This window comes from Erwinia sp. S38 (genome assembly GCF_016624545.1).
In the GTDB taxonomy this organism is placed as follows: domain Bacteria; phylum Pseudomonadota; class Gammaproteobacteria; order Enterobacterales; family Enterobacteriaceae; genus Erwinia; species Erwinia coffeiphila.
On record NZ_JACVTS010000001.1, the window covers coordinates 296,143 to 315,495 of the forward strand.

Annotated in this window: 16 protein-coding genes and 3 tRNA genes; 10 read left to right on the forward strand and 9 right to left on the reverse strand. The window is 55.6% G+C overall.

From position 1 onward, the window contains the following. The first annotated feature begins 37 nt into the window (after positions 1-37). On the forward strand, positions 38-604 hold the full coding sequence (gene efp / locus IBT46_RS01280) for an elongation factor P (RefSeq protein ID WP_105592105.1): 567 nt from the start codon (positions 38-40) through the stop codon (positions 602-604). 138 nt (positions 605-742) lie between these two features. Next, complete coding sequence (locus tag IBT46_RS01285; protein WP_105592104.1) at positions 743-874, forward strand: entericidin A/B family lipoprotein; 132 nt, start codon at positions 743-745, stop codon at positions 872-874. Positions 875-981: 107 nt separating this feature from the next. Here the strand turns inward: IBT46_RS01285 and frdD are convergent, their stop codons facing one another. From frdD to frdA, 4 genes are read right to left on the reverse strand one after another with little or no spacing between them, the layout of a single operon-like run. After that, positions 982-1,338, reverse strand: coding sequence for a fumarate reductase subunit FrdD (gene frdD / locus IBT46_RS01290; RefSeq protein ID WP_200543331.1), 357 nt, complete (start codon positions 1,336-1,338; stop codon positions 982-984). 9 nt (positions 1,339-1,347) lie between these two features. Next, positions 1,348-1,743 (reverse strand): fumarate reductase subunit FrdC, encoded by a 396-nt coding sequence (gene frdC, locus IBT46_RS01295; RefSeq protein WP_200543333.1) that lies wholly within the window; start codon positions 1,741-1,743, stop codon positions 1,348-1,350. 11 nt (positions 1,744-1,754) lie between these two features. Continuing rightward, positions 1,755-2,489: a succinate dehydrogenase/fumarate reductase iron-sulfur subunit gene (locus IBT46_RS01300; protein WP_200543335.1), complete on the reverse strand. Its 735-nt coding sequence runs from the start codon at positions 2,487-2,489 to the stop codon at positions 1,755-1,757. Beyond that, positions 2,482-4,251, reverse strand: a complete 1,770-nt coding sequence (gene frdA / locus IBT46_RS01305; RefSeq protein ID WP_234479913.1) for a fumarate reductase (quinol) flavoprotein subunit — start codon at positions 4,249-4,251, stop codon at positions 2,482-2,484. Before frdA ends, IBT46_RS01300 begins: the two co-directional genes overlap by 8 nt. 267 nt (positions 4,252-4,518) lie before the next feature. On the opposite strand from frdA, the gene epmA reads away from it, so the two are divergent. Beyond that, the gene (gene epmA, locus IBT46_RS01310) at positions 4,519-5,496 is read left to right on the forward strand and encodes an elongation factor P--(R)-beta-lysine ligase (RefSeq protein ID WP_200543597.1); all 978 of its coding nucleotides are present in this window, start codon (positions 4,519-4,521) and stop codon (positions 5,494-5,496) included. 158 nt (positions 5,497-5,654) lie between these two features. Here epmA and mscM read toward each other — a convergent pair whose 3' ends face one another. From mscM to rsgA, 3 genes are all read right to left on the reverse strand, one after another. Further along, complete coding sequence (gene mscM / locus IBT46_RS01315; protein ID WP_200543339.1) at positions 5,655-8,990, reverse strand: miniconductance mechanosensitive channel MscM; 3,336 nt, start codon at positions 8,988-8,990, stop codon at positions 5,655-5,657. 9 nt (positions 8,991-8,999) lie between these two features. Continuing rightward, on the reverse strand, positions 9,000-9,899 hold the full coding sequence (gene asd / locus IBT46_RS01320) for an archaetidylserine decarboxylase (RefSeq protein WP_105592097.1): 900 nt from the start codon (positions 9,897-9,899) through the stop codon (positions 9,000-9,002). Between the two features lie 160 nt (positions 9,900-10,059). Then, complete coding sequence (rsgA, locus tag IBT46_RS01325; protein WP_105592096.1) at positions 10,060-11,121, reverse strand: small ribosomal subunit biogenesis GTPase RsgA; 1,062 nt, start codon at positions 11,119-11,121, stop codon at positions 10,060-10,062. Between the two features lie 102 nt (positions 11,122-11,223). On the opposite strand from rsgA, the gene orn reads away from it, so the two are divergent. Further along, on the forward strand, positions 11,224-11,769 hold the full coding sequence (orn, locus tag IBT46_RS01330; RefSeq protein WP_105592095.1) for an oligoribonuclease: 546 nt from the start codon (positions 11,224-11,226) through the stop codon (positions 11,767-11,769). A gap of 213 nt (positions 11,770-11,982) precedes the next feature. Next, positions 11,983-12,058: transfer RNA gene (locus tag IBT46_RS01335), tRNA-Gly, on the forward strand. 179 nt (positions 12,059-12,237) lie between these two features. Here IBT46_RS01335 and IBT46_RS01340 read toward each other — a convergent pair. Beyond that, a complete protein-coding gene (locus IBT46_RS01340) occupies positions 12,238-13,179 on the reverse strand; it encodes a siderophore ABC transporter substrate-binding protein (protein ID WP_200543341.1) in 942 nt (313 codons plus the stop codon). A 293-nt stretch (positions 13,180-13,472) separates the two neighbouring features. On the opposite strand from IBT46_RS01340, the gene IBT46_RS01345 reads away from it, so the two are divergent. Beyond that, positions 13,473-13,548: transfer RNA gene (locus IBT46_RS01345), tRNA-Gly, on the forward strand. Positions 13,549-14,121: 573 nt separating this feature from the next. Next, a tRNA-Gly gene (locus IBT46_RS01350) sits at positions 14,122-14,197 on the forward strand. Positions 14,198-14,510: 313 nt separating this feature from the next. On the opposite strand, the gene queG is transcribed toward IBT46_RS01350, so the two are convergent. Next, entirely contained in the window at positions 14,511-15,650 is a 1,140-nt protein-coding gene (gene queG / locus IBT46_RS01355) for a tRNA epoxyqueuosine(34) reductase QueG (protein ID WP_200543343.1), read from the reverse strand. On the opposite strand from queG, the gene nnr reads away from it, so the two are divergent. Genes nnr through amiB form a run of 3 tightly spaced genes read left to right on the forward strand, consistent with a single transcriptional unit; the run spans position 15,649 to position 19,348 of the window. After that, positions 15,649-17,172, forward strand: coding sequence for a bifunctional ADP-dependent NAD(P)H-hydrate dehydratase/NAD(P)H-hydrate epimerase (nnr, locus tag IBT46_RS01360; protein WP_200543345.1), 1,524 nt, complete (start codon positions 15,649-15,651; stop codon positions 17,170-17,172). The genes queG and nnr overlap by 2 nt on opposite strands. Continuing rightward, positions 17,169-17,645: a tRNA (adenosine(37)-N6)-threonylcarbamoyltransferase complex ATPase subunit type 1 TsaE gene (gene tsaE / locus IBT46_RS01365; protein WP_200543347.1), complete on the forward strand. Its 477-nt coding sequence runs from the start codon at positions 17,169-17,171 to the stop codon at positions 17,643-17,645. Before nnr ends, tsaE begins: the two co-directional genes overlap by 4 nt. Then, positions 17,642-19,348, forward strand: coding sequence for an N-acetylmuramoyl-L-alanine amidase AmiB (amiB, locus tag IBT46_RS01370; protein ID WP_370569366.1), 1,707 nt, complete (start codon positions 17,642-17,644; stop codon positions 19,346-19,348). Before tsaE ends, amiB begins: the two co-directional genes overlap by 4 nt. Positions 19,349-19,353: the final 5 nt, after the last annotated feature.

Sequence of the window (19,353 nt, forward strand, 5' to 3'; positions counted from 1 at the left end):
TGGCTTAGTACCAGTAATAAAATTGTAGAGGGCCTTTATGGCGACTTATTCTAGCAACGATTTCCGTCCCGGTCTTAAAATCATGTTCGAAGGCGAGCCTTATGCCGTCGAAGCCAGCGAGTTTGTTAAACCAGGTAAAGGCCAGGCATTCGCGCGCGTAAAAATGCGTCGCCTGCTGACCGGTACTCGCGTAGAGAAAACCTTCAAGTCTACCGACTCCGCTGAAGGCGCTGACGTAGTAGATACCAACCTGAACTACCTGTACAACGACGGTGAGTTCTTCCACTTCATGCACCCGGAAACCTTCGAACAGCACCCTGTTGAAGAGAAGACCGTAGGTGAAGCGGCAAAATGGCTGCTGGATAACGCGGAGTGCATCGTGACTCTGTGGAACGGTCGTCCAATCGCCGTTCAGCCACCAAACTTTGTTGAGCTGGAAATCACCGATACCGATCCTGGCCTGAAGGGTGATACCGCAGGTACCGGCGGCAAGCCAGCTACGCTGAGCACCGGCGCGGTAGTGAAAGTGCCTCTGTTCGTACAGATTGGCGAAGTGATTAAAGTTGATACCCGTTCTGGCGAATACGTTTCACGCGTAAAGTAAGCCTGAATCAGTAAGGGTTCGGTTCATCGGACCCTTATCCGCACGCTTTTCCTTTTTATCAGCGCCCTCAGGGCAATTGAATAAATTACGGCTATGCTTAAAGCGCTGTTCTTTATTAATGATTAAAAGGAAATTGCCATGAAGAAAAGTATTTTAGCCATTCTTTCTGTTCTGGTTCTCTCTTCCGTTTTGACAGCCTGTAACACCACGCGTGGCGTGGGTGAAGACGTTGAGGCGGGCGGTAAGGCAATTCAAAAAAGTACTCAGTAATCAGTTTGTCAGGCCGGTGCAGGGCGCTGGCCTGACAATCCTTTCAAAACCTGCCTCCGCAGGTCGATATTCTCTCTCAGCCTCAGCCTCAGCCTCAGCTGCTGGCGCTACAGCGTAATCACGCCAATTAATGCCACTACGCTCAATATCGCTGCCAGCCCGTAGCACAGCCATTTACTGCCGGGAATATGCAGCTTCAGGTCGTGCAGCCCGTGATGGAGGCGATGCATGCTGCACCACAGCGGCAGGACAATCGCCAGTAACAGGATGATTCGGCCGGGGAAAGAGGCCGCGAAGGCCATAATTCGCGTGTAGCTGAATGCTTCTTCCGGCGACCAGCCTACAGGCAGCAGCAGGCCGATCAGCAGGATCAGCACCGGGCTGAACATCGCCGTCCACATACCTCCTGCGCCAAACAGCCCCCAGAAGATCGGTTCGTCAGAACGTTGCGGTAATGCTTTCATTTATGCTCCTTACGCCCACAGCGCAGCGGCCAGTACCGCAAGACTGAGGACGACCATGATGATCCATAACCCTTTAATCAGCGGCTCCGGCGGCAGCTTCTCCCCTTTAACGATAATGATCGACGCCTTGGGGGCCAGATCGAACCAGGTTTTGCTGTGCAGCAGTGCGGCGATCAGCGCCAGCACGTTAAGCAATAGCGTGACGGGATGCTGTAAAAACGCCACATAGCCCGCCCAGCTTTCCGCACCGTGCTTAAGGGCAAATACGCCGAAAATCAGCTCCAGGCTAAACCACAACGCCGGTATCGCCGTGCTTTCCCGCAGCATATAGAAGCGGTAGAAGGGCAGTGAGCGCCACCAGCCGGACTCCACCGGGCGGCAGTAAGGATTGCGTTTTGTCGTCATATCGGTCTCCCTTAATGAGGTTTCAGCGTGGCGATCATGAAGTCCCGACTGCTCTCTATTTTCCCCTGCTGAATCGCTGCCGCCGGATCGACGTGTTTTGGACAAACTTCGGAGCAGTAGCCGACGAAGGTACAGCTCCAGACGCCGTTTTCTCCATTTAGCTGCGGCATGCGCAGTGCTTTGCCGCGATCCCGGCTGTCCAGGTTGTAACGATGGGCGAGGGTGATAGCCGCAGGGCCGATAAATTCCGGGTTAAGCCCGAACTGCGGGCAGGCGGCATAACATAAACCACAGTTAATACAGCCGGAAAACTGATGGTACTTCGCCATCTGCGCAGGCGTCTGGCGCCCCGGACCCTGAGCGGCATCATCAGCGTTGCCGATAATCCACGGCTTGATGGCTTCCAGGCTTTCGATGAAATGGGTCATATCCACAATCAGGTCGCGCTCTATGGGGAAATTAGCCAGCGGCTCAACTTTCATTCCCTGCGGATAGTCGCGCAGGAAAATTTTACAGGCGAGCTTCGGCACGCCGTTGACCATCATTCCGCAGGAACCGCAGATGGCCATTCGGCAGGACCAGCGGTAGGACAGATCGAAGGCGAGGTTGTCCTTGATATAGCCCAGTGCATCCAGCAGCGACGTTTGCTCATCCCAGGGCACGTTGAATATTTCATGGCGCGGCAGCCGATCGCTTTCCGGGTTGTAGCGCAGAATATCGATTTTACGCAGGGCGTTATCACTCATTTACGGGCTCCTTCTGGCTGTTATCCTCCGATGCGGCACCGTACACGCGCTGTGCCGGTGGCAGATGGGTAATGGTGACCGGGTCCCAGGCGACGGTAGGTGCAGCCTGTGGATTAAAGAAGGTCAGGCTGTGCTGCAGATATTTATCATCATTGCGCGTGGTGCAGCCTTCATCCAGCCGCTGGTGCGCACCGCGAGACTCTTTGCGCTCAAATGCCGAGTGGGCCATGCATTCCGCAACGTCCAGACCGTGCTTCAGCTCAATGGTGTACAGCAGCTGTGTATTGAATACGCTGGAACTGTCGGTAATCGCCACGTTTTCGACCCGCTGTTTAAGCTCGGCCAGCTTATCAATCGTCTTCTGCATCAATTCCGGGGTGCGATAGATACCGCAGCCTTCTTCCATCGCCATGCCCATTTCATCACGCAGCGCCGACAGATTTTCACCGCCGGACTGATGGGTTAGCGCGTGCAAACGGCGTTCGATGTCGCTGCTCTGGGCACTGATGGCGTTATCGGAGATGGAATGCGGCTGAGCGCAGCGCTGTGCTGCTTGCTCACCCGCGAGGCGCCCAAACACCACCAGTTCTGCCAGCGAGTTTGAACCCAACCGGTTAGCGCCGTGCAGGCCGACGGAAGAGCATTCACCGATGGCGAAAAGCCCCTGGATTCGGGTTTCGCACTGTGAGTTAGTTTCGATGCCGCCCATGGTGTAGTGAGCGGTGGGGCGCACCGGAATCGGCGCACTGACCGGATCGACGCCGACGTACGCTTTACTGAGTTCACAGATAAACGGCAACCGCTCATGCAGCTTTTTCGCGCCGAGATGGCGTAAATCCAGATGCACCACGTCACCGCGTGCGGTGGCGATGGTATTGCCTTTGCGCCACTCGTGCCAGAACGCCTGAGAAACCTTATCCCGCGGTCCCAGCTCCATATATTTGTTTTTCGGCTGACCGATGGGGGTTTCAGGGCCCATGCCGTAATCCTGCAGATAGCGATAGCCATCTTTATTCACCAGAATTCCGCCTTCGCCGCGGCAGCCTTCGGTCATCAGGATACCGGAGCCGGGGAGGCCGGTTGGGTGATATTGCACAAACTCCATATCGCGCAGCGGCACGCCGTGTCGGAAGGCCATCGCCATGCCGTCACCGGTGACGATACCGCCGTTAGTGTTGTAGCGATAAACACGCCCAGCGCCGCCGGTAGCGAGGATGACCGAGCGCGCGCGCACCTCAACCAGCGTACCTTCCATCATACTCAGCGCGACCAGGCCGCTGGCAACGCCGTCGTCGACCAGCAGGTCGAGGACAAAATACTCATCCAGCCGCTGAATTTGCGGATACTGCAGCGACGTCTGGAACAAGGTATGCAGCATATGGAAGCCGGTTTTGTCGGCGGCAAACCAGGTGCGCTCGTTTTTCATGCCGCCAAACCGGCGTACGCTAATGGAGCCATCCGGCTGACGGCTCCACGGACATCCCCAGCGCTCAAGCTGGGCCATCTCCTGCGGACAGTGTTCCACAAAGTAATCTACGACCGGCTGCTCACAGAGCCAGTCGCCGCCGGCAACCGTATCGTGAAAGTGAGAGTTAAAGCTGTCCTGTGAAGTGGTGACGGCGGCGGCACCCCCTTCGGCGGCAACGGTGTGGCTTCGCATCGGATAGACCTTAGAGATCAGCGCTATCTTCAGCCTCGGGTTAGCTTCTGCGGCAGCAATGGCGGCGCGCAGTCCGGCCCCCCCCGCACCGACAATGACCATGTCGACAGTCAGGATTTGCACATGTTCCTCCCTGCTTAACTTTTTGTTTTTTTTCATAGTGTTGGCGAAGTTCTTTCGCCAGTCTGTGCCCAGTATACTTTGGCTAAAAATGCGCTAACTTGATGTGTTCGGGTATTTGGGCGGGTAGTGTAGAAAAAGCGTACAAAGGGTGATTTGCCGTAAGAAACGGTTTTATTTCACGTAGAATTGTGTGCGACGCCACGTACAGGTAGACTTCTTGCCATGACTGACTTTGGAGTAGAAAAGATGAGCGAAACGGCCAGCTGGCAGCCGAGTGCATCCATCGCTAATTTATTAAAACGAGCGGCGATCATGGCTGAAATCCGGCGTTTCTTTGCCGATCGTGGCGTACTGGAAGTGGAAACCCCGGCGATGAGCCAGGCCACGGTCACCGACGTCCACCTGTTCCCGTTCCAGACCCGTTTTGTGGGACCGGGCGCATCGGCAGGCATCGATCTCTATCTGATGACCAGCCCGGAATATCATATGAAGCGGCTGCTGGCCGCGGGCAGCGGACCGATTTATCAGCTGTGCCGCAGCTTCCGCAATGAGGAAATGGGGCGCCACCATAACCCCGAATTCACCATGCTGGAGTGGTATCGCCCGCATTATGATATGTACCGCCTGATGAATGAGGTGGACGATCTGCTCCAGCAGGTCCTGGAATGCGCGCCGGCGGAAACGCTCTCCTACCAGCAGGCGTTTATCCGCCATCTGGAGATCGATCCGCTTTCTGCCGATAAGGTCCAGCTGCGTGAAGTGGCTGAAAAACTTGGGGCGGGCGATCTGGCAAACCGCGAAGAAGATCGCGATACGCTGCTGCAGCTGCTGTTTATGCTCGGTGTAGAGCCGGAGATTGGTAAAGACCGCCCGGCCTTCGTGTATCACTTCCCGGCGACCCAGGCTTCGCTGGCGGAGATCAGCACGGAAGATCACCGCGTGGCGGAACGCTTCGAGGTTTACTTTAAGGGAATTGAGCTGGCGAACGGTTTCCGCGAGCTGACCGACAGCCGCGAACAGCGTCAGCGTTTTATTCAGGATAATAAAAAGCGCGCGGCTGCCGGTTTGCCGGAACAGCCGATCGATAACAACCTGCTGGATGCGCTGGCGCACGGCCTGCCGGAGTGCTCCGGCGTGGCGCTGGGCGTTGACCGTATAATCATGCTGGCGTTAAAGGCGGAGCAGCTGAGCGACGTGATTGCCTTTACGGTAGATCGCTGCTGATAAAGCAGCAAACCCTTCTCAGCGACAGATCCCGTCCCGGGATCTGTCTCACTCAATAGTGTTATCTGAAAAATCTGAAGTGCGGCTAATTTACGGCCTGCTGACGCCTGACGCCTGACGCCTGACGCCTGACGCCTGACGCCTGACGCGGTTGCGGCTTATAAACCACCCGATTTATAGGTTCTGGCTACCGGCGCGCCGTTGCTGGCCGGCGTTTTACGACCAATCGTTTCCATTCGCACCTGGAACGGTGGGAACGGCATCTCCAGCCCGTGTTCCTGATAGCCGCGCAGGATCAGCTGATGCAGCTCATGGCGCAACGGCATACGGTGCCCCATTTCTGCGGCGTGAATACGCAGCTCAAACAGCTGAATACCCTGCTGCAAATCAACCAGGAAGGCTTCCGGCTGTGGCGTTTCCAGCACGTAGCTACAGCGATGAGCCGCCTGTAGCAGCACGTTGGTGACCTCTTCGCTATTGGCTTCCGCCGACGCCGGGATAGTCAGCACCACGCGCGTCACCGAGTCGGAGAGCGACCAGTTCACAAACTGCTCGGTGATAAACGCCTTGTTCGGCACAATGATCTCTTTGCGATCCCAGTCGGTAATGGTGGTTGCACGGGTATTAATACGGGTGATGCTGCCGGTCAGATCGCGAATGGTCACGGTATCGCCGATACGAATCGGTTTCTCAAACAGGATAATCAGGCCGGAGATAAAGTTGGCGAAAATCTCCTGCAGGCCGAAGCCCAGTCCCACACCCAGCGCGGCGACCAGCCACTGAAGTTTCGACCAGTCAACGCCGATCATCGAAAATCCGGTCAGCCCACCGATCAGGATCAACAGATACTTGGTAACGGTAGTAATGGCGTACCCGGTACCCGGTGTGAGATCCAGGTGCTGCAACAGCGCCAGCTCCAGCAGAGCGGGCATATTGCGCACCAGCTGGGTGGTAATAATCAGCACCAGCACGGCAATCAGAACCGAACCGAGCGTTATCGGCTGCAGGCTTTCCACGCCCTGAATCGTGGTATTGACGTCCCACAGGCGGATATTTTCCAGGAAGCCAAATGCGGAATGAATCTCTGACCAGAGCACAATCACCGACACCAGTGCTATCAGCGTCAGAATCGAGCGTACCAGCCGCAGCGACTGAGCGCTGATAGCATCAAGATCGATGACCGGTTCTTCCACATCGATGCTGTCGGCGGCGGTCTGCTGCGCGGCGGTTTCTTCTTCACCGCGCGCGCGCTGGGCAAGGATCTCGGCGCGGCGGTGGCGGGCACGATCGAAGGCGATACGGCGCCGTTGAATCAGCATCCAGCGGCGAATGATATGGTAGATCACCAGCAGCAGGAACCAGATTGCCACCGAGGTTTCCAGCCTTGCCAGCAGCGCCTGAGCCGTTGCCAGATAACCAATGCAGGACGCCAGGGCGGCAATCAGCGGCATGGCAATCATCGCATTCCACAGGATGTTATTAATGAAATTCTCGCCGTTACCCTCTTTATCCAGGTGCAGCGGTATCCCGGCGCGTTTAAGGCTGACGGTGACCAGGCTCAGCGCACCGCAAATCAGAATAAAGCACAGGCGGCCCAGCGTAGCGGAGAATTCGCGGTCTTCAAGGTTATCAAAGGCGATAAGCACCATCATCAGCGGCACGACCAGGCCAATACAGAGCGTATAGAAACGCATTGCGCGTGCTACGCGGGTTTGCGGCCAGCGGAAGTGGATAATAAACAGTCCCTGCGGGCGGGCAAAGGTCGCGCTGATCATAAAGGCCCACAGCAGCGGCACGCTGGCGGTAACGCCATCACCCACGGCGACCGCGATCGGATAAGGCCAGGCGTGCTGTAGGCCATAACCCAGCGCGGCCCATAGTACCGGCAGCGGCAGGGCCACCAGAATGGACCAGAACACGGTGCGCAGTGTCAGGCTGAAGTGGTCGAGGGTGACTTTGCCAACCTTGCTGGAGGCGCGCTCAAGGAAGTTACGGAAGTGACGGCGCGAGCTGATGCTGAAACCGACCAGCAGAATAGCGCCAAGAATCGGCATCACCGTTTCGCGGCTGGTGACCATCATTACGAGCGCGCCGCCCAGCTGCCCAAGGGTATCCAGCGAGAGCAGACGCTGCAGATCGCGCGCCAGTTCAAGCGGATAGCTGATACTGATTGGGCTGACGTCGGCGGTCCAGAACAGGTAGCGGTGGGTGGCTTCTTTGACTTCATTCAGCGCATCAACCAGCTGGCTGTTGCCAACCTTCAGCTTGGTCACGCCGAGGATCAGGTTATCGCAGCCGGAAAGCAGTGAGGTCAGCAGCTCGCGCTGGGTTTTTAGCTGCGCATCCAGAATACGGCGCTGTTCGCTGGTCAGATTACTGTTGTCATCCTGACGCAGCTGCTTCAGTGTTTGCTGGCGCTCCAGCAGATCTTCGTAGTGCAGCCGCTGCACGCGCAGCTGCGCCATTTCGTTGTCCAGCTGCTGCGGCTTTGGCATATCGGGCAGGCGCGAAACCTGTGCCCGCAGCGCTTCGCCGAGAACGTTGGACATGCCCAGCCACTGCGACTGCTCGCGCAGCGTGCTCAGTGCCTGACGGACCTGAATCGTCTGGTTGGCGGCGGTACGCTGCTGCGACGCCACCAGGTCCATCCGCTGCGCCTGTTGATTCAGTGCTGCGGACAGCTCGCGGTTAACGCGGAACTGTTCGGCGATGCCCTCGGGCATATCACCGCTGTTTTCTGCCAGCTGTTCGGTGCGGGCCAGCGCCATTTCGGCTTCGCGCTGGCGCAGGCCGTTAAGCTGATTGCGCAGATCCTGCAGATAGGCATCCAGCTGGCTGGCTTTGAGCTGGTGGACTTCCGCCCGCATTCTCGCCAGTTCCTGGCGGTTGTTCGCGGAGAGCTGCGCCAGTTCCAGTTCATCAACACGTGCTTTCTGTGCCGCCGATTCCGCCTGGCGTGCTGACAGCTGTGCCTGCGCCAGCGGCGTGGTTGCCGTCGGCTGACCCTGCAGGCGGCGCTCCACCTCGCTCAGGCTGCGGCGGGCGTCGGTTTGCTGCAGCGGCAGCTGGGACAGAGAGTCGCTGATTTCACGGGCGCGATCCTGCTCCTGTTGCGACAGGCGACCTTCTTCCAGCAGCTGACTGCTGACCTGCAGGATCTCCTGATCGAGATCGGCCGCGCTCATATTGCTGCGCAGCTGTTTATTGCTGTCGGTCAGGCTGGCGATCTGCTGGCGTAAATCACGAGAAAGCTTGGGGAAATCATCGATGATCTGCTGATATTCCTGCGTTTTATCCAGCGAGGACTTTTGCTCGTCCAACCAGTTCAGGGTTGACTGCAGGGCATCGACAATTTCCGCCTGATTCGCAGTCGTTTTGTCTGACTTCGCCTGTTCAAGTTCCTGTTTGATTTGCGCGGCATCCGGTGCGCTGGCGGCATAGAGCGGCTGGAGAAGACTCCAGCCTAACAAAAGAGAGAGAATCAGGCGTGACATGGCAATCCGCTATGGATGATGGAGAACGTCTTCTGCACTGTCTTTTTGCAGTGCGATGGCCAGCGTCTCGCCCAGGCGGACTTTACTTTCCGCAGCCAGGCTTTCAGCCAGTTTTACTTTACCTTCGGCAAACAGGTTAATCACCGTAGAGCCCAGTTTGAAACGGCCCATTTCCTGGCCTTTCAGGAGTACAACGGAACCCTCGGCATCCGCACCCGGGAAGCTCCAGCGCTTGATCACGCCTTCACGCGGTGGCGTAACGGTGCCCGCCCAGACGGTTTCGATGCTGCCAACGATGGTGGCACCCACCAGAATTTGCGCCATCGGGCCAAATTCAGTATCGAACAGGCAGATGACTCTCTCATTACGGGCAAACAGATTCGGGATGTTCTGTGCTGTGAGCGGATTCACCGAGTAGAGGTCGCCGGGAACGTAGATCATTTCACGCAGGATACCGTTACACGGCATATGCACGCGGTGATAGTCGCGTGGCGCAAGGTAGGTCGTTACAAACTCACCGTTGCGGAACATCTCCGTCATCTTTTCATTGCCTGCCAGCAGGCCTTCCAGTGAGTAGGTGTGGCCTTTGGCCTGGAAGATTTGGTCACCGTCAATGTGGCCCAGCTGGCTGATAGCGCCATCAGCAGGCAGCACCAGCAGGTTTGGATCGGCAATCAGCGGCCGTGCGTCATCGCGCAGCGGACGGACAAAAAAGTCGTTAAAGGTACGATAGCTGGCGGTATCCGGCTTCTGCGCCTCTTTCATATCGACTTTGTAGAACCATACAAAGACGTCGATGACCGCTTTGGTCAGCCATCCGCCGCGTTTGCTGGCACCCCAGCCGGCAAGTTCAGTCAGGGCCTTTTTAGGCAATAAATTATTCAGGCCGAGTTTAATACGATCCAACACGTGAGCCTCCTGGCTTAATCAGACAGCGAAAAATTAATGGGGGCGGATTGTAACAGCGCCCGTCGGTTAAGGCTAATGCCTGTCCGGGCGCGTTCAGTCAGCAATATGGCGCAGCGTATTCTGGCGGTCTGCATCCATCAGCATCTTAAAGGAAAGACGGTCAATCTTTGTCAGCGTTGAAGCTTCGACGGGTTTTCGCCTGAACTTCAGACATGCTTTCCAGAATGTGGTGATAGTTAACGAAGCGCGACTCGTCGATCTCGCCGTTATCTACCGCTTCACGGATGGCACATCCCGGATCGGTATCATGCTTGCAGTCGCGGAATTTACAGCCGCCCAGATACTTACGGAATTCGACAAATCCCTGGGTAATTTGTTCCGGTTCCAGATGCCATAAACCGAATTCACGAACGCCGGGGGAGTCAATCACGTCGCCGCCGTGTGGGAAGTGATAAAGACGAGCAGCGGTGGTGGTGTGCTGGCCAAGGCCGGAGACGTCGGAAACGTCGTTGGTGAGGATCTCATTGCTGCTGAGGTCCAGGCCGAGGAGGGCGTTAAGCAGGCTCGATTTGCCGACGCCGGACTGGCCGGCAAAGATGCTGACGCGCCCGGTCAGTGCTTCTTCCAGCTCGGCAAGTCCCTGTTTTTCATGGCTGGAAACCATCAGCACCCGGTAGCCAATATGGCGATAGATATCCATCTGCTCATCGACGAATTTACGGCCTTCTTCATCCAGCAAATCGGTTTTGTTCAGCACCAGCAGCGGTTCAACGTCCAGCGTTTCGCTGGCGACCAGATAGCGATCGATGATATTCAGCGACAGCTCGGGCAGAATCGCAGAAACAATAACGATCTGATTGATATTGGCGGCGATCGGTTTGACGCCATCGTAGAAATCCGGGCGGGTGAGGACCGACGTCCGCTCGTGTACGGCTTCAACAATGCCTTTGACCGTTGCGCCACCTTCAGCACCCGGTCGCCACAGCACGCGATCGCCGGTAACCAGAGAACGGATGGTGCGGCGAATGTTGCAGCGGTGAACTGAACCATCCGCATCTTCTACGTCTACGTGCATACCAAACCGGCTGATCGCGACGCCATCACGCGCCTCGCCGAACAGGCTGTCATCCGGTTCGGGCTTATCGGCACGCTGCTTCAGGCGGCGATCGTGGTTAGCACTTACGCGACGTTGTTGACCTTTGGATAGTTTGTTTTTACTCACTGTTCCTCACACAAATCAGGCATGTTTCGCCCTTGAGGGGCAAAACGGCTATCATACACGCTAATTAACGACAATGCCGCTTTGACCACAGTGAGATGCACTATGACCGCGAATGCTAATAACCTGATTTGGATTGATCTTGAAATGACAGGCCTGGACCCGGAACGGGATCGTATTATCGAGATCGCGACGCTGGTTACCGATGCCAATCTGAATATTCTCGCTGAAGGACCGGTATTTGCCGTACATCAGTCCGACGCCCAGCTGGCGCTGATGGATGACTGGAACGTGCGTACGCACACCAACAGCGGACTGGTTGAACGCGTGAAGGCCAGCCAGCATGACGATCGTGCGGCCGAACTGGCCACCATCGAATTCCTCAAAGAGTGGGTGCCTGCGAACAGCTCACCGATTTGCGGCAACAGTATCGGTCAGGATCGCCGCTTCCTGTTTAAGTACATGCCTGAACTGGAAGCCTACTTCCACTATCGCTACCTGGACGTCAGCACACTGAAAGAGCTGGCGCGTCGCTGGAAGCCTGAAATCCTGCCGGGCTTTAAAAAGCAGGGTTCGCATCAGGCGATGGATGATATCCGTGAATCCGTAGCCGAGCTGTCCTACTACCGCGAGCACTTTATCCAGCTATGATGATAACGGTGGCGGGCGGGGCGTTGAACATTCTTTTTCACGGCTGCCAGCCACATTCTTCACCTGGTTTGCTGATAAATTCACCTTTTTGCTGGCTTTATCAGCAGTTGGAAGGAAAAATCCGTATTTTTACGATGATGGGATTGCGCAGGGGGGAAATCTCCGTATAATGCGCTCCCCGTACCGGTGAAGAAATTACATCGCTACGACTAAGCGGGAATAGCTCAGTTGGTAGAGCACGACCTTGCCAAGGTCGGGGTCGCGAGTTCGAGTCTCGTTTCCCGCTCCAAATTTTGTTCTGCCGTGCAAGCGGTGGAATAGTAAAAAAAGACCCTAACGGGTCTTTTTTTATGCCTGAAATTCTCCCTGATATCCGACAGATTTCTGCGCCAGCGAATTTAAAAACCGTCGTGTTTCTTGCAAAGCCCGGAGAAAAATCAGGGCGATGTCTCCACCGCCCCTGAGGTATTACTGGCTGTTGCTCAGTACGCCATAAATGCGCTTAACCTGCTGGTCATAGGCGGTTAACCCACCTGCTGAATAGATTGCTTTGGCGTCCAGATAGACAATATGGTCGTCTTTTGCCGCTCTGGTTGCACGCACCTGCGGATCGCCCAGCAGTTTTTCCGCATTCGCTGGTCCCTGACCGATGGCGCTGTTGCGGTCGATCACGAAGATCCACTCCGGGTCTGCTTTTTTGATGCGGGCAGCATCAACGATCTCACCGAAACGGCCTTTGCCCTCGACCTGGGTCGCTTCTTTAAAGCCCAGCAGATCGAAGATAAAGCCGTAGTGGTCGCCATAGCCATAGGCCATCAGCTTATCGCCCGTCACCAGGACGGTCATCGCGGTGCCGGCTTTTTCCGCCAGCGGGCGCGTTTTTTGAATATCCTTGTTAAATGAGGCCAGTGCCTGCTCTGCCTGCGGCTGTTTATCAAACAGCTTGCCTAAGGTACGTGTGCGATCTTCAAGACTGCTCAGCAGATGAGCATTATCTACGGTCAGATCCAGCGTGGGTGCGACAGCGCGTAATTTATCGGTTGACTCAAATGCGCGGCTGCCGCCGATAATCAGGTCGGGCTTATGCTGTTTTAGCACCTCGAAACCGGGCTTAAACGGATTGCCAACGTTGTAGTAGCTGTCTGACTCGTACTTACTGAGATAGGCCGGATAACTGCCTTTTTCCTTAGGTAACGGCAGGCCGGAAACCTTTACTCCCAGCACATCAAGAATATCCAGCATGGCCAGATCGTAAACCACGACATTCTGCGGATTCTTATTCAGCGTCTGAGTATTGATGCTATCGGTAACGGGGATGCTGGTGGAAACAGTGTCGGCAGCGAATGTGCCACTGGTGGCGAGTAGCAGACTGGTCGCCAGAATATTGCGAGTGAAACGAGGTAGAGGCATAAAACAACATCCTTTGTAAGTGTAAATGGTAATCGTTCTCAATTAATGATACTGCAAACGTTTCCTATGTACATAGGGCTGTTATTCGCTCGAGCGTGCTGAATTCTGCTTGTTAAACATGCTTTTTGGAGAAATTTATAGCAGTCGGTCTGATTAAGATGAAAAAGCGGGAAAGGGGGCTTGTCAGGCTGCATCATCTGGTCCATAATGGCGCCCATTCCTGATTCGGGAATGAAGTAAAAGATTTAAATATCAAACAATTACCTACTGTTTGATAGCAGCACCACTCCTAAGCGGGAATAGCTCAGTTGGTAGAGCACGACCTTGCCAAGGTCGGGGTCGCGAGTTCGAGTCTCGTTTCCCGCTCCAAGTTTTCTTCCTATCGCCTTTCTAAATTCCAGTCGATTTACTTTAGTTCTCCCTGTTCTGCCAAAAAATTAGCACCAGCGTTGCAAGAAAAATTAACTTAATTTATTTAAGGATAATTATGTTCTGTCAGAGCGGTTCCCTTTAAGGCTTTAGCGTTTTCCATTAGGTATCCTGCGAAAAATAGGCTGAAATGCAGCGCTGTAAACCGGGCGCGATGGCAATCCTGGCGGGTGAAGGGCAGGACATTCTCTGTAAGGATGGAGGAAACCGAAGCAGAGAGGAGATTCACCATCAAATCGCCGATCTTGTTATCGCGTTTCTTGGGAAAACCTGCCGAAAACGACGGATTAAATCCACTCAGGAAGGAGGGGGGGCTGATAAGGCAGTGGTTTTCAGGGAGATAACGTCGTGCTGAGCGAAAAAATGAGAACCATGTGAATTTTTTTTGACGCGGCTCTTGCCAGCGCTACCAAACAGGTCCATAATAGCGACCTCTCCTCGGGAATAGAGGGGGAAAACTAGAAAAATCAGTAAGTTACAACTTTTAGTTCAGTAAAGCAGCACCACTCCTAAGCGGGAATAGCTCAGTTGGTAGAGCACGACCTTGCCAAGGTCGGGGTCGCGAGTTCGAGTCTCGTTTCCCGCTCCAATAATTTTTCATCTCATCATAATCATCAAATTATCCACAGCCTTTTGCTGAAGGATGTTTGTTTTTTATTGCTAAACGAAAATTGTTTTGAACAGAGTTATCCACAGGATAGTTTTCTGCTGCCTGCAATTGCCCGATCGGCAAATTCCTATGCCTTTTTCACAACTCATTGTTTTTTATCTATTTGTGAATATTTCAAAATGTTATCTGGATCGCTTGTCATTTCTGTGAAGATTGAATGACAAAGCTTTTTTATTTTTATTCACAGCGTGTGGAAAAATCTGCTGCGGTAAAAATTGACCCAATTGTGCATTTAAGCATCACGGGGTAATCCTTTTTCTATCGCTCGCACCAGGCGTCGCTGCTGGCTGCTCTGGACCTCAACAGCATTTTCATCGCGTTTTGCCAGCTGGCAGGCGATAGCCCAGCGGATATGCTCATCCAGCATTTCATTTTCCCCCAGTCTGGCTTCTAAAGCCTGAAGGTGTGATGCTTCCCAGGGCGCATTGCCCAATGCTACGGCCACGTTACGCAACCAGCGCAGGTGCCCGATACGTCGGATCGCCGATCCCTCTGTTACCCGCAGGAATTTTGCTTCGTCCCAGGCGAACAGATCGATAAGCGGCGGCGCATGCAACACGGCTCGAGGACTAAAATCATCTTCATCAGTCAACTGGCCGTAGCGGTTCCATGGACAGATTAGCTGGCAGTCATCGCAGCCGTAGATGCGGTTACCGATCAACGGCCGAAACTCTTCCGGAATCGCCCCTTCCAGTTCAATGGTCAGATACGAAATGCAGCGCCGGGCATCCACCTTGTAAGGTTCTACAATCGCCCCGGTTGGGCAAGTCGTGATGCAGGCCACGCAGCGTCCGCAGTTTTCTTCCACCGGGCTGTCGACGGGAAGGGGAAGATCGATCAGTAGTTCACCGAGAAAAAACCACGATCCGGCTTCCCGATTGAGGATCAGAGAATGTTTACCAGTCCAGCCGAGCCCTGCTTTTGCTGCAAGCGGGCGTTCCAGCACCGGTGCTGAATCAACAAAAGGACGAAATTGCGCTTCTTCGCAGCGTTCGCGGATCAAATCGCCTAACTTTTTTAGACGGTTACGCAATACTTTGTGGTAATCACGACCCAGTGCATAGCGGCTAACATAGCCCAGGCGGGGATTTCTCAGCGTGCTGGCAAACGATGCTTTGGCCGGAAGATAGTTCATACGCACGCTGATCACCCGTAGCGTGCCTGGCAGCAGTTCATGGGGACGGGCGCGCATCATGCCGTGACGCGCCATCCAGTCCATCTCTCCGTGATATTGTTTATCCAGCCAGGCCTGCAGGCGCGGTTCCTCCAGCGTTAAATCGGTATCGCAGATACCGACCTGCTGAAAGCCGAGGGACAGCCCCCACTGTTTAATATCCAGGGCGAGTTGATGGAAATCGAGAGGATGCGACATGAAGAACCTGAACCAGCAGAAAGACAACCTTAGTTTACCCTATTCTGTCTGGCCTGTGGAGGCGATAGCTCAGCTGGAGCGGGAAGGCGCTGATGCGCTGGGCATTTCCCTCTTTGAACTGATGCAGCGGGCGGGGGAAGCGGCGTTTGACCGAATAACGACCCTGTGGCCGGATTCCCAACACTGGCTGATTCTCTGCGGGCATGGCAACAATGGCGGGGACGGTTTTGTCATCGCACGCCTGGCGAAAGCTGCCGGACTGGCGGTCACGCTGATCGCCGTGGAAGGTCGCCATGCTCTGCCGGATGAAGCGCAGCAGGCGCGTGCTGCCTGGCTTGCCGCCGGAGGTGTGGTTCACGATCCGGCGATTGACTGGCCGGGCGATCTGGATGTGATTGTCGATGCGCTGCTGGGCACCGGAATGAATCGGGCTCCGGCCGCTCCTTACGATCGTCTGATTGAGCAGGCAAATCGCTATCCGGCCCCGATTTTTTCCGTTGATGTGCCGTCTGGGTTAGTGGCTGCTAACGGCACTACGCCAGGTGTAGCAATCGAAGCGACATTTAACCTGACGTTTATCGCCCTTAAACCGGGTTTGCTGACCGGAAAAGCACGTGACCATGTCGGGCAGCTTGATTATCACAGTCTCGGTCTCGACCCCTGGCTGATAACGCAGCAGCCCCCGATTGCCCGCTTTGATGCCGGTTATCTTTCGCATTGGCTTACACCGCGACGAGCCACTTCCCACAAGGGCGATCATGGCCGCCTGCTGCTGATTGGCGGCGATCACGGCACCGCAGGCGCGATACGGATGGCGGCTGAAGCCGCTTTACGCGCGGGGTCTGGTCTTGTGCGAGTACTTACTCACATTGATAACGTTGCCCCACTGCTGACGGCACGACCCGAGCTGATGGTACAAGAGTTAACGGCATCCGCGCTGGATGACGGGCTGGAATGGGCCGATTTCATTGTTATCGGACCGGGTATGGGTCAGGGAGCCTGGGGCAAAAAAGCCCTGAAAAAAGTAGAAAACTCTCATAAACCGATGCTTTGGGATGCCGATGCGCTTAACCTGCTGGCAATCAGCCCCGATAAACGTCAAAATCGGATTATTACGCCGCATCCCGGTGAGGCAGCACGTCTGCTGAACGTGAAAGTGAGTGAAATTGAAAGCGACCGCTTACTTGCGGTGCGGCGGCTGGTAAAGCGCTATGGCGGAGTGGTGGTACTGAAAGGTGCCGGAACGCTGGTCGCGGAAGAGAGCGATAAACTGGCGATTGCCGATGTAGGTAACGCCGGTATGGCCAGCGGTGGTATGGGAGATGTGTTATCTGGCATCATCGGTAGCCTGGCGGGGCAAAAATCCTCGCTCTACGATGCAGCCTGCGCAGGATGCGTTGCGCACGGAGCGGCAGCCGACGCGGTGGCCGCACGCTATGGTACACGCGGCATGTTAGCGACCGATCTTTTTTCCGTGCTGTATCTGTTTGTCAATCCTGAGATGTCGAATAAAAAAGAATGATGACCTGTGTAATCGCGTTGCCCGATGAGGCAGCAACCCTCGCATTGGGTGCCCGACTGGCCCGCGTCTGTGACGGCGCGGCAACTCTTTATCTGTACGGCGACCTGGGCGCGGGAAAAACGACGTTCAGTCGCGGATTTTTACAGGCTTTAGGGCATCAGGGGAATGTGAAAAGTCCAACTTATACGCTGGTAGAACCCTACGAGCTGGTCGATCGCCGCGTGTATCATTTTGATCTCTATCGCCTGGCCGATCCGGAAGAGCTGGAGTTTATGGGCATCCGCGATTACTTCACCAATGACAGTATTTGTCTGGTGGAGTGGCCACAGCAGGGAACCGGCGTGCTGCCGGAACCCGATATGGAACTGCATCTGAGCTATGAAGGGCATGCGCGCCACGCTGAACTGCGTGCACGTTCCCCTGCCGGTGAGTCCATGCTGCAGCAGTTTGTATCACAGCAGGGTGAGGGATGATGCGGCAGATTAAATCCTGGTTATTGCTTGCCCTGTTTTTCTGTTCGTTTGCCTCCGTGGCGGCAAGCCTTTCAGACATTAAAGTTTCCAACGGCAGCAACGAAGCCAAAGTGACGCTGAGCTTTGCCGGGCAGCCGATTTACGCGTTCTTCCCGCTGCATAATCCCGAGCGCGTGGTGCTGGATATTCGCCAGAGCGGCGTTGTTGGTGGGCTGCCGCTGACCTTCAGCGGCGAAAATATTGTCAAACGCATTCGCTCCAGCGAGGCGAAGGACAGCCAAAGCATCCGTCTGGTGTTCGAACTGACCCAGCCGGGTAAAACACGGGCGGTGACCCAGAAAAACGGTAGCAGCTACGACGTGGTGTTTACTATCAGCGGCACGCGCCCGGCGAAGGTAGCCAGCCGCCCGGCACCGGTCAGCAGCAGTAACGCTTCTCGCGCTACGGTGAGCGGCAGTACGGCTTCTCGCCCGACCAGCAGCCAGCCAGAGAAAAATCCGTTTAACGCTAATCCGGTCACGGCCGTCACCAGCGGTACGCAAACCGCCCGCCCGCGCAGCACTGCGGCCAGCAGCAGTGATACGGTCATTGTGGCGATCGACGCCGGGCACGGCGGTCAGGACCCGGGGGCCATCGGCGGCGGCGGGCTGAAAGAGAAGAACGTGACCATCGCCATTGCCCGCAAGCTCAAGGCGCTGCTGAATGACGACCCGATGTTTAAAGGCGTAATGACCCGAGATGGCGATTACTTTATCTCCGTGATGGGCCGTTCAGACGTGGCGCGTAAGCAAAATGCCAACCTGCTGGTCTCCATACACGCGGATGCAGCTCCTAACCGCAGCGCTTCGGGAGCCTCGGTATGGGTACTCTCTAACCGTCGCGCTAATAGTGAAATGGCCGGCTGGCTGGAACAGCATGAGAAACAGTCTGAGCTGCTGGGCGGTGCGGGCGATTTGCTGGCTAACAGTCAGGCTGACCCCTACCTGAGCCAGGCGGTGCTGGATCTGCAATTCGGCCACTCGCAGCGGGTAGGGTACGATGTTGCGGTAAAAGTGATTGCTCAGCTGCAGCGCGTGGGTGCGCTGCATAAACGTCGTCCGGAACATGCCAGCCTGGGCGTTCTGCGCTCGCCGGATATTCCATCCCTGCTGGTGGAAACCGGCTTTATCAGCAACCCTTCGGAGGAGCGACTGCTTGGCAGTAGCGCTTACCAGCAGAAGATTGCCGAGTCGATTTATAAAGGCTTGCGCAACTACTTCCTGGCGCACCCGCTACAATCGGTCCCAAAGGAGGAAAACCGACCGTTGCAGTCCGCAGCGGCGGTTGAAGTAGAAGCTAACCCGGCACCGGCAGGAACGCAGTACACCGGCGCGACGCAGCGCCACGTGGTAAAACGCGGTGAAACGCTCTCCGGGATTGCGGCGCATTATGGCGTCAGCATGGCGACGCTGCGTTCCCTGAACACCCTGAAGAAAGATGTTGTGTGGGTTGGCCAGCGGCTGAAAGTGCCTGCGGGGAGCGTAAAGCAGATCGCCAGCACGGTTAAAGCCGCTAAGCCGCAGCGACATAAAGTGGTGCGGGGAGATTCTCTTACGGCGATTGCTGCGAAGTATGGCGTTAGCCCGCGGGCGATTCAGCAGGCGAACAAGATGAAGACGCAAAACGTGATGCTGGGTCAGACCTTGACCATTCCTACATCGTAATTGAG

Bases quoted from the DNA above. Each gene is read 5' to 3' on its own strand.
- efp (WP_105592105.1), top strand. From the start codon at position 38: ATGGCGACTTATTCTAGCAACGATTTCCGTCCCGGTCTTAAAATCATG.
- IBT46_RS01285 (WP_105592104.1), top strand. From the start codon at position 743: ATGAAGAAAAGTATTTTAGCCATTCTTTCTGTTCTGGTTCTCTCTTCC.
- frdD (WP_200543331.1), bottom strand. From the start codon at position 1,338: ATGAAAGCATTACCGCAACGTTCTGACGAACCGATCTTCTGGGGGCTG.
- frdC (WP_200543333.1), bottom strand. From the start codon at position 1,743: ATGACGACAAAACGCAATCCTTACTGCCGCCCGGTGGAGTCCGGCTGG.
- IBT46_RS01300 (WP_200543335.1), bottom strand. From the start codon at position 2,489: ATGAGTGATAACGCCCTGCGTAAAATCGATATTCTGCGCTACAACCCG.
- frdA (WP_234479913.1), bottom strand. From the start codon at position 4,251: ATGGTCATTGTCGGTGCGGGGGGGGCCGGACTGCGCGCCGCCATTGCT.
- epmA (WP_200543597.1), top strand. From the start codon at position 4,519: ATGAGCGAAACGGCCAGCTGGCAGCCGAGTGCATCCATCGCTAATTTA.
- mscM (WP_200543339.1), bottom strand. From the start codon at position 8,990: ATGTCACGCCTGATTCTCTCTCTTTTGTTAGGCTGGAGTCTTCTCCAG.
- orn (WP_105592095.1), top strand. From the start codon at position 11,224: ATGACCGCGAATGCTAATAACCTGATTTGGATTGATCTTGAAATGACA.
- IBT46_RS01340 (WP_200543341.1), bottom strand. From the start codon at position 13,179: ATGCCTCTACCTCGTTTCACTCGCAATATTCTGGCGACCAGTCTGCTA.
- nnr (WP_200543345.1), top strand. From the start codon at position 15,649: ATGAAGAACCTGAACCAGCAGAAAGACAACCTTAGTTTACCCTATTCT.
- queG (WP_200543343.1), bottom strand. From the start codon at position 15,650: ATGTCGCATCCTCTCGATTTCCATCAACTCGCCCTGGATATTAAACAG.
- tsaE (WP_200543347.1), top strand. From the start codon at position 17,169: ATGATGACCTGTGTAATCGCGTTGCCCGATGAGGCAGCAACCCTCGCA.
- amiB (WP_370569366.1), top strand. From the start codon at position 17,642: ATGATGCGGCAGATTAAATCCTGGTTATTGCTTGCCCTGTTTTTCTGT.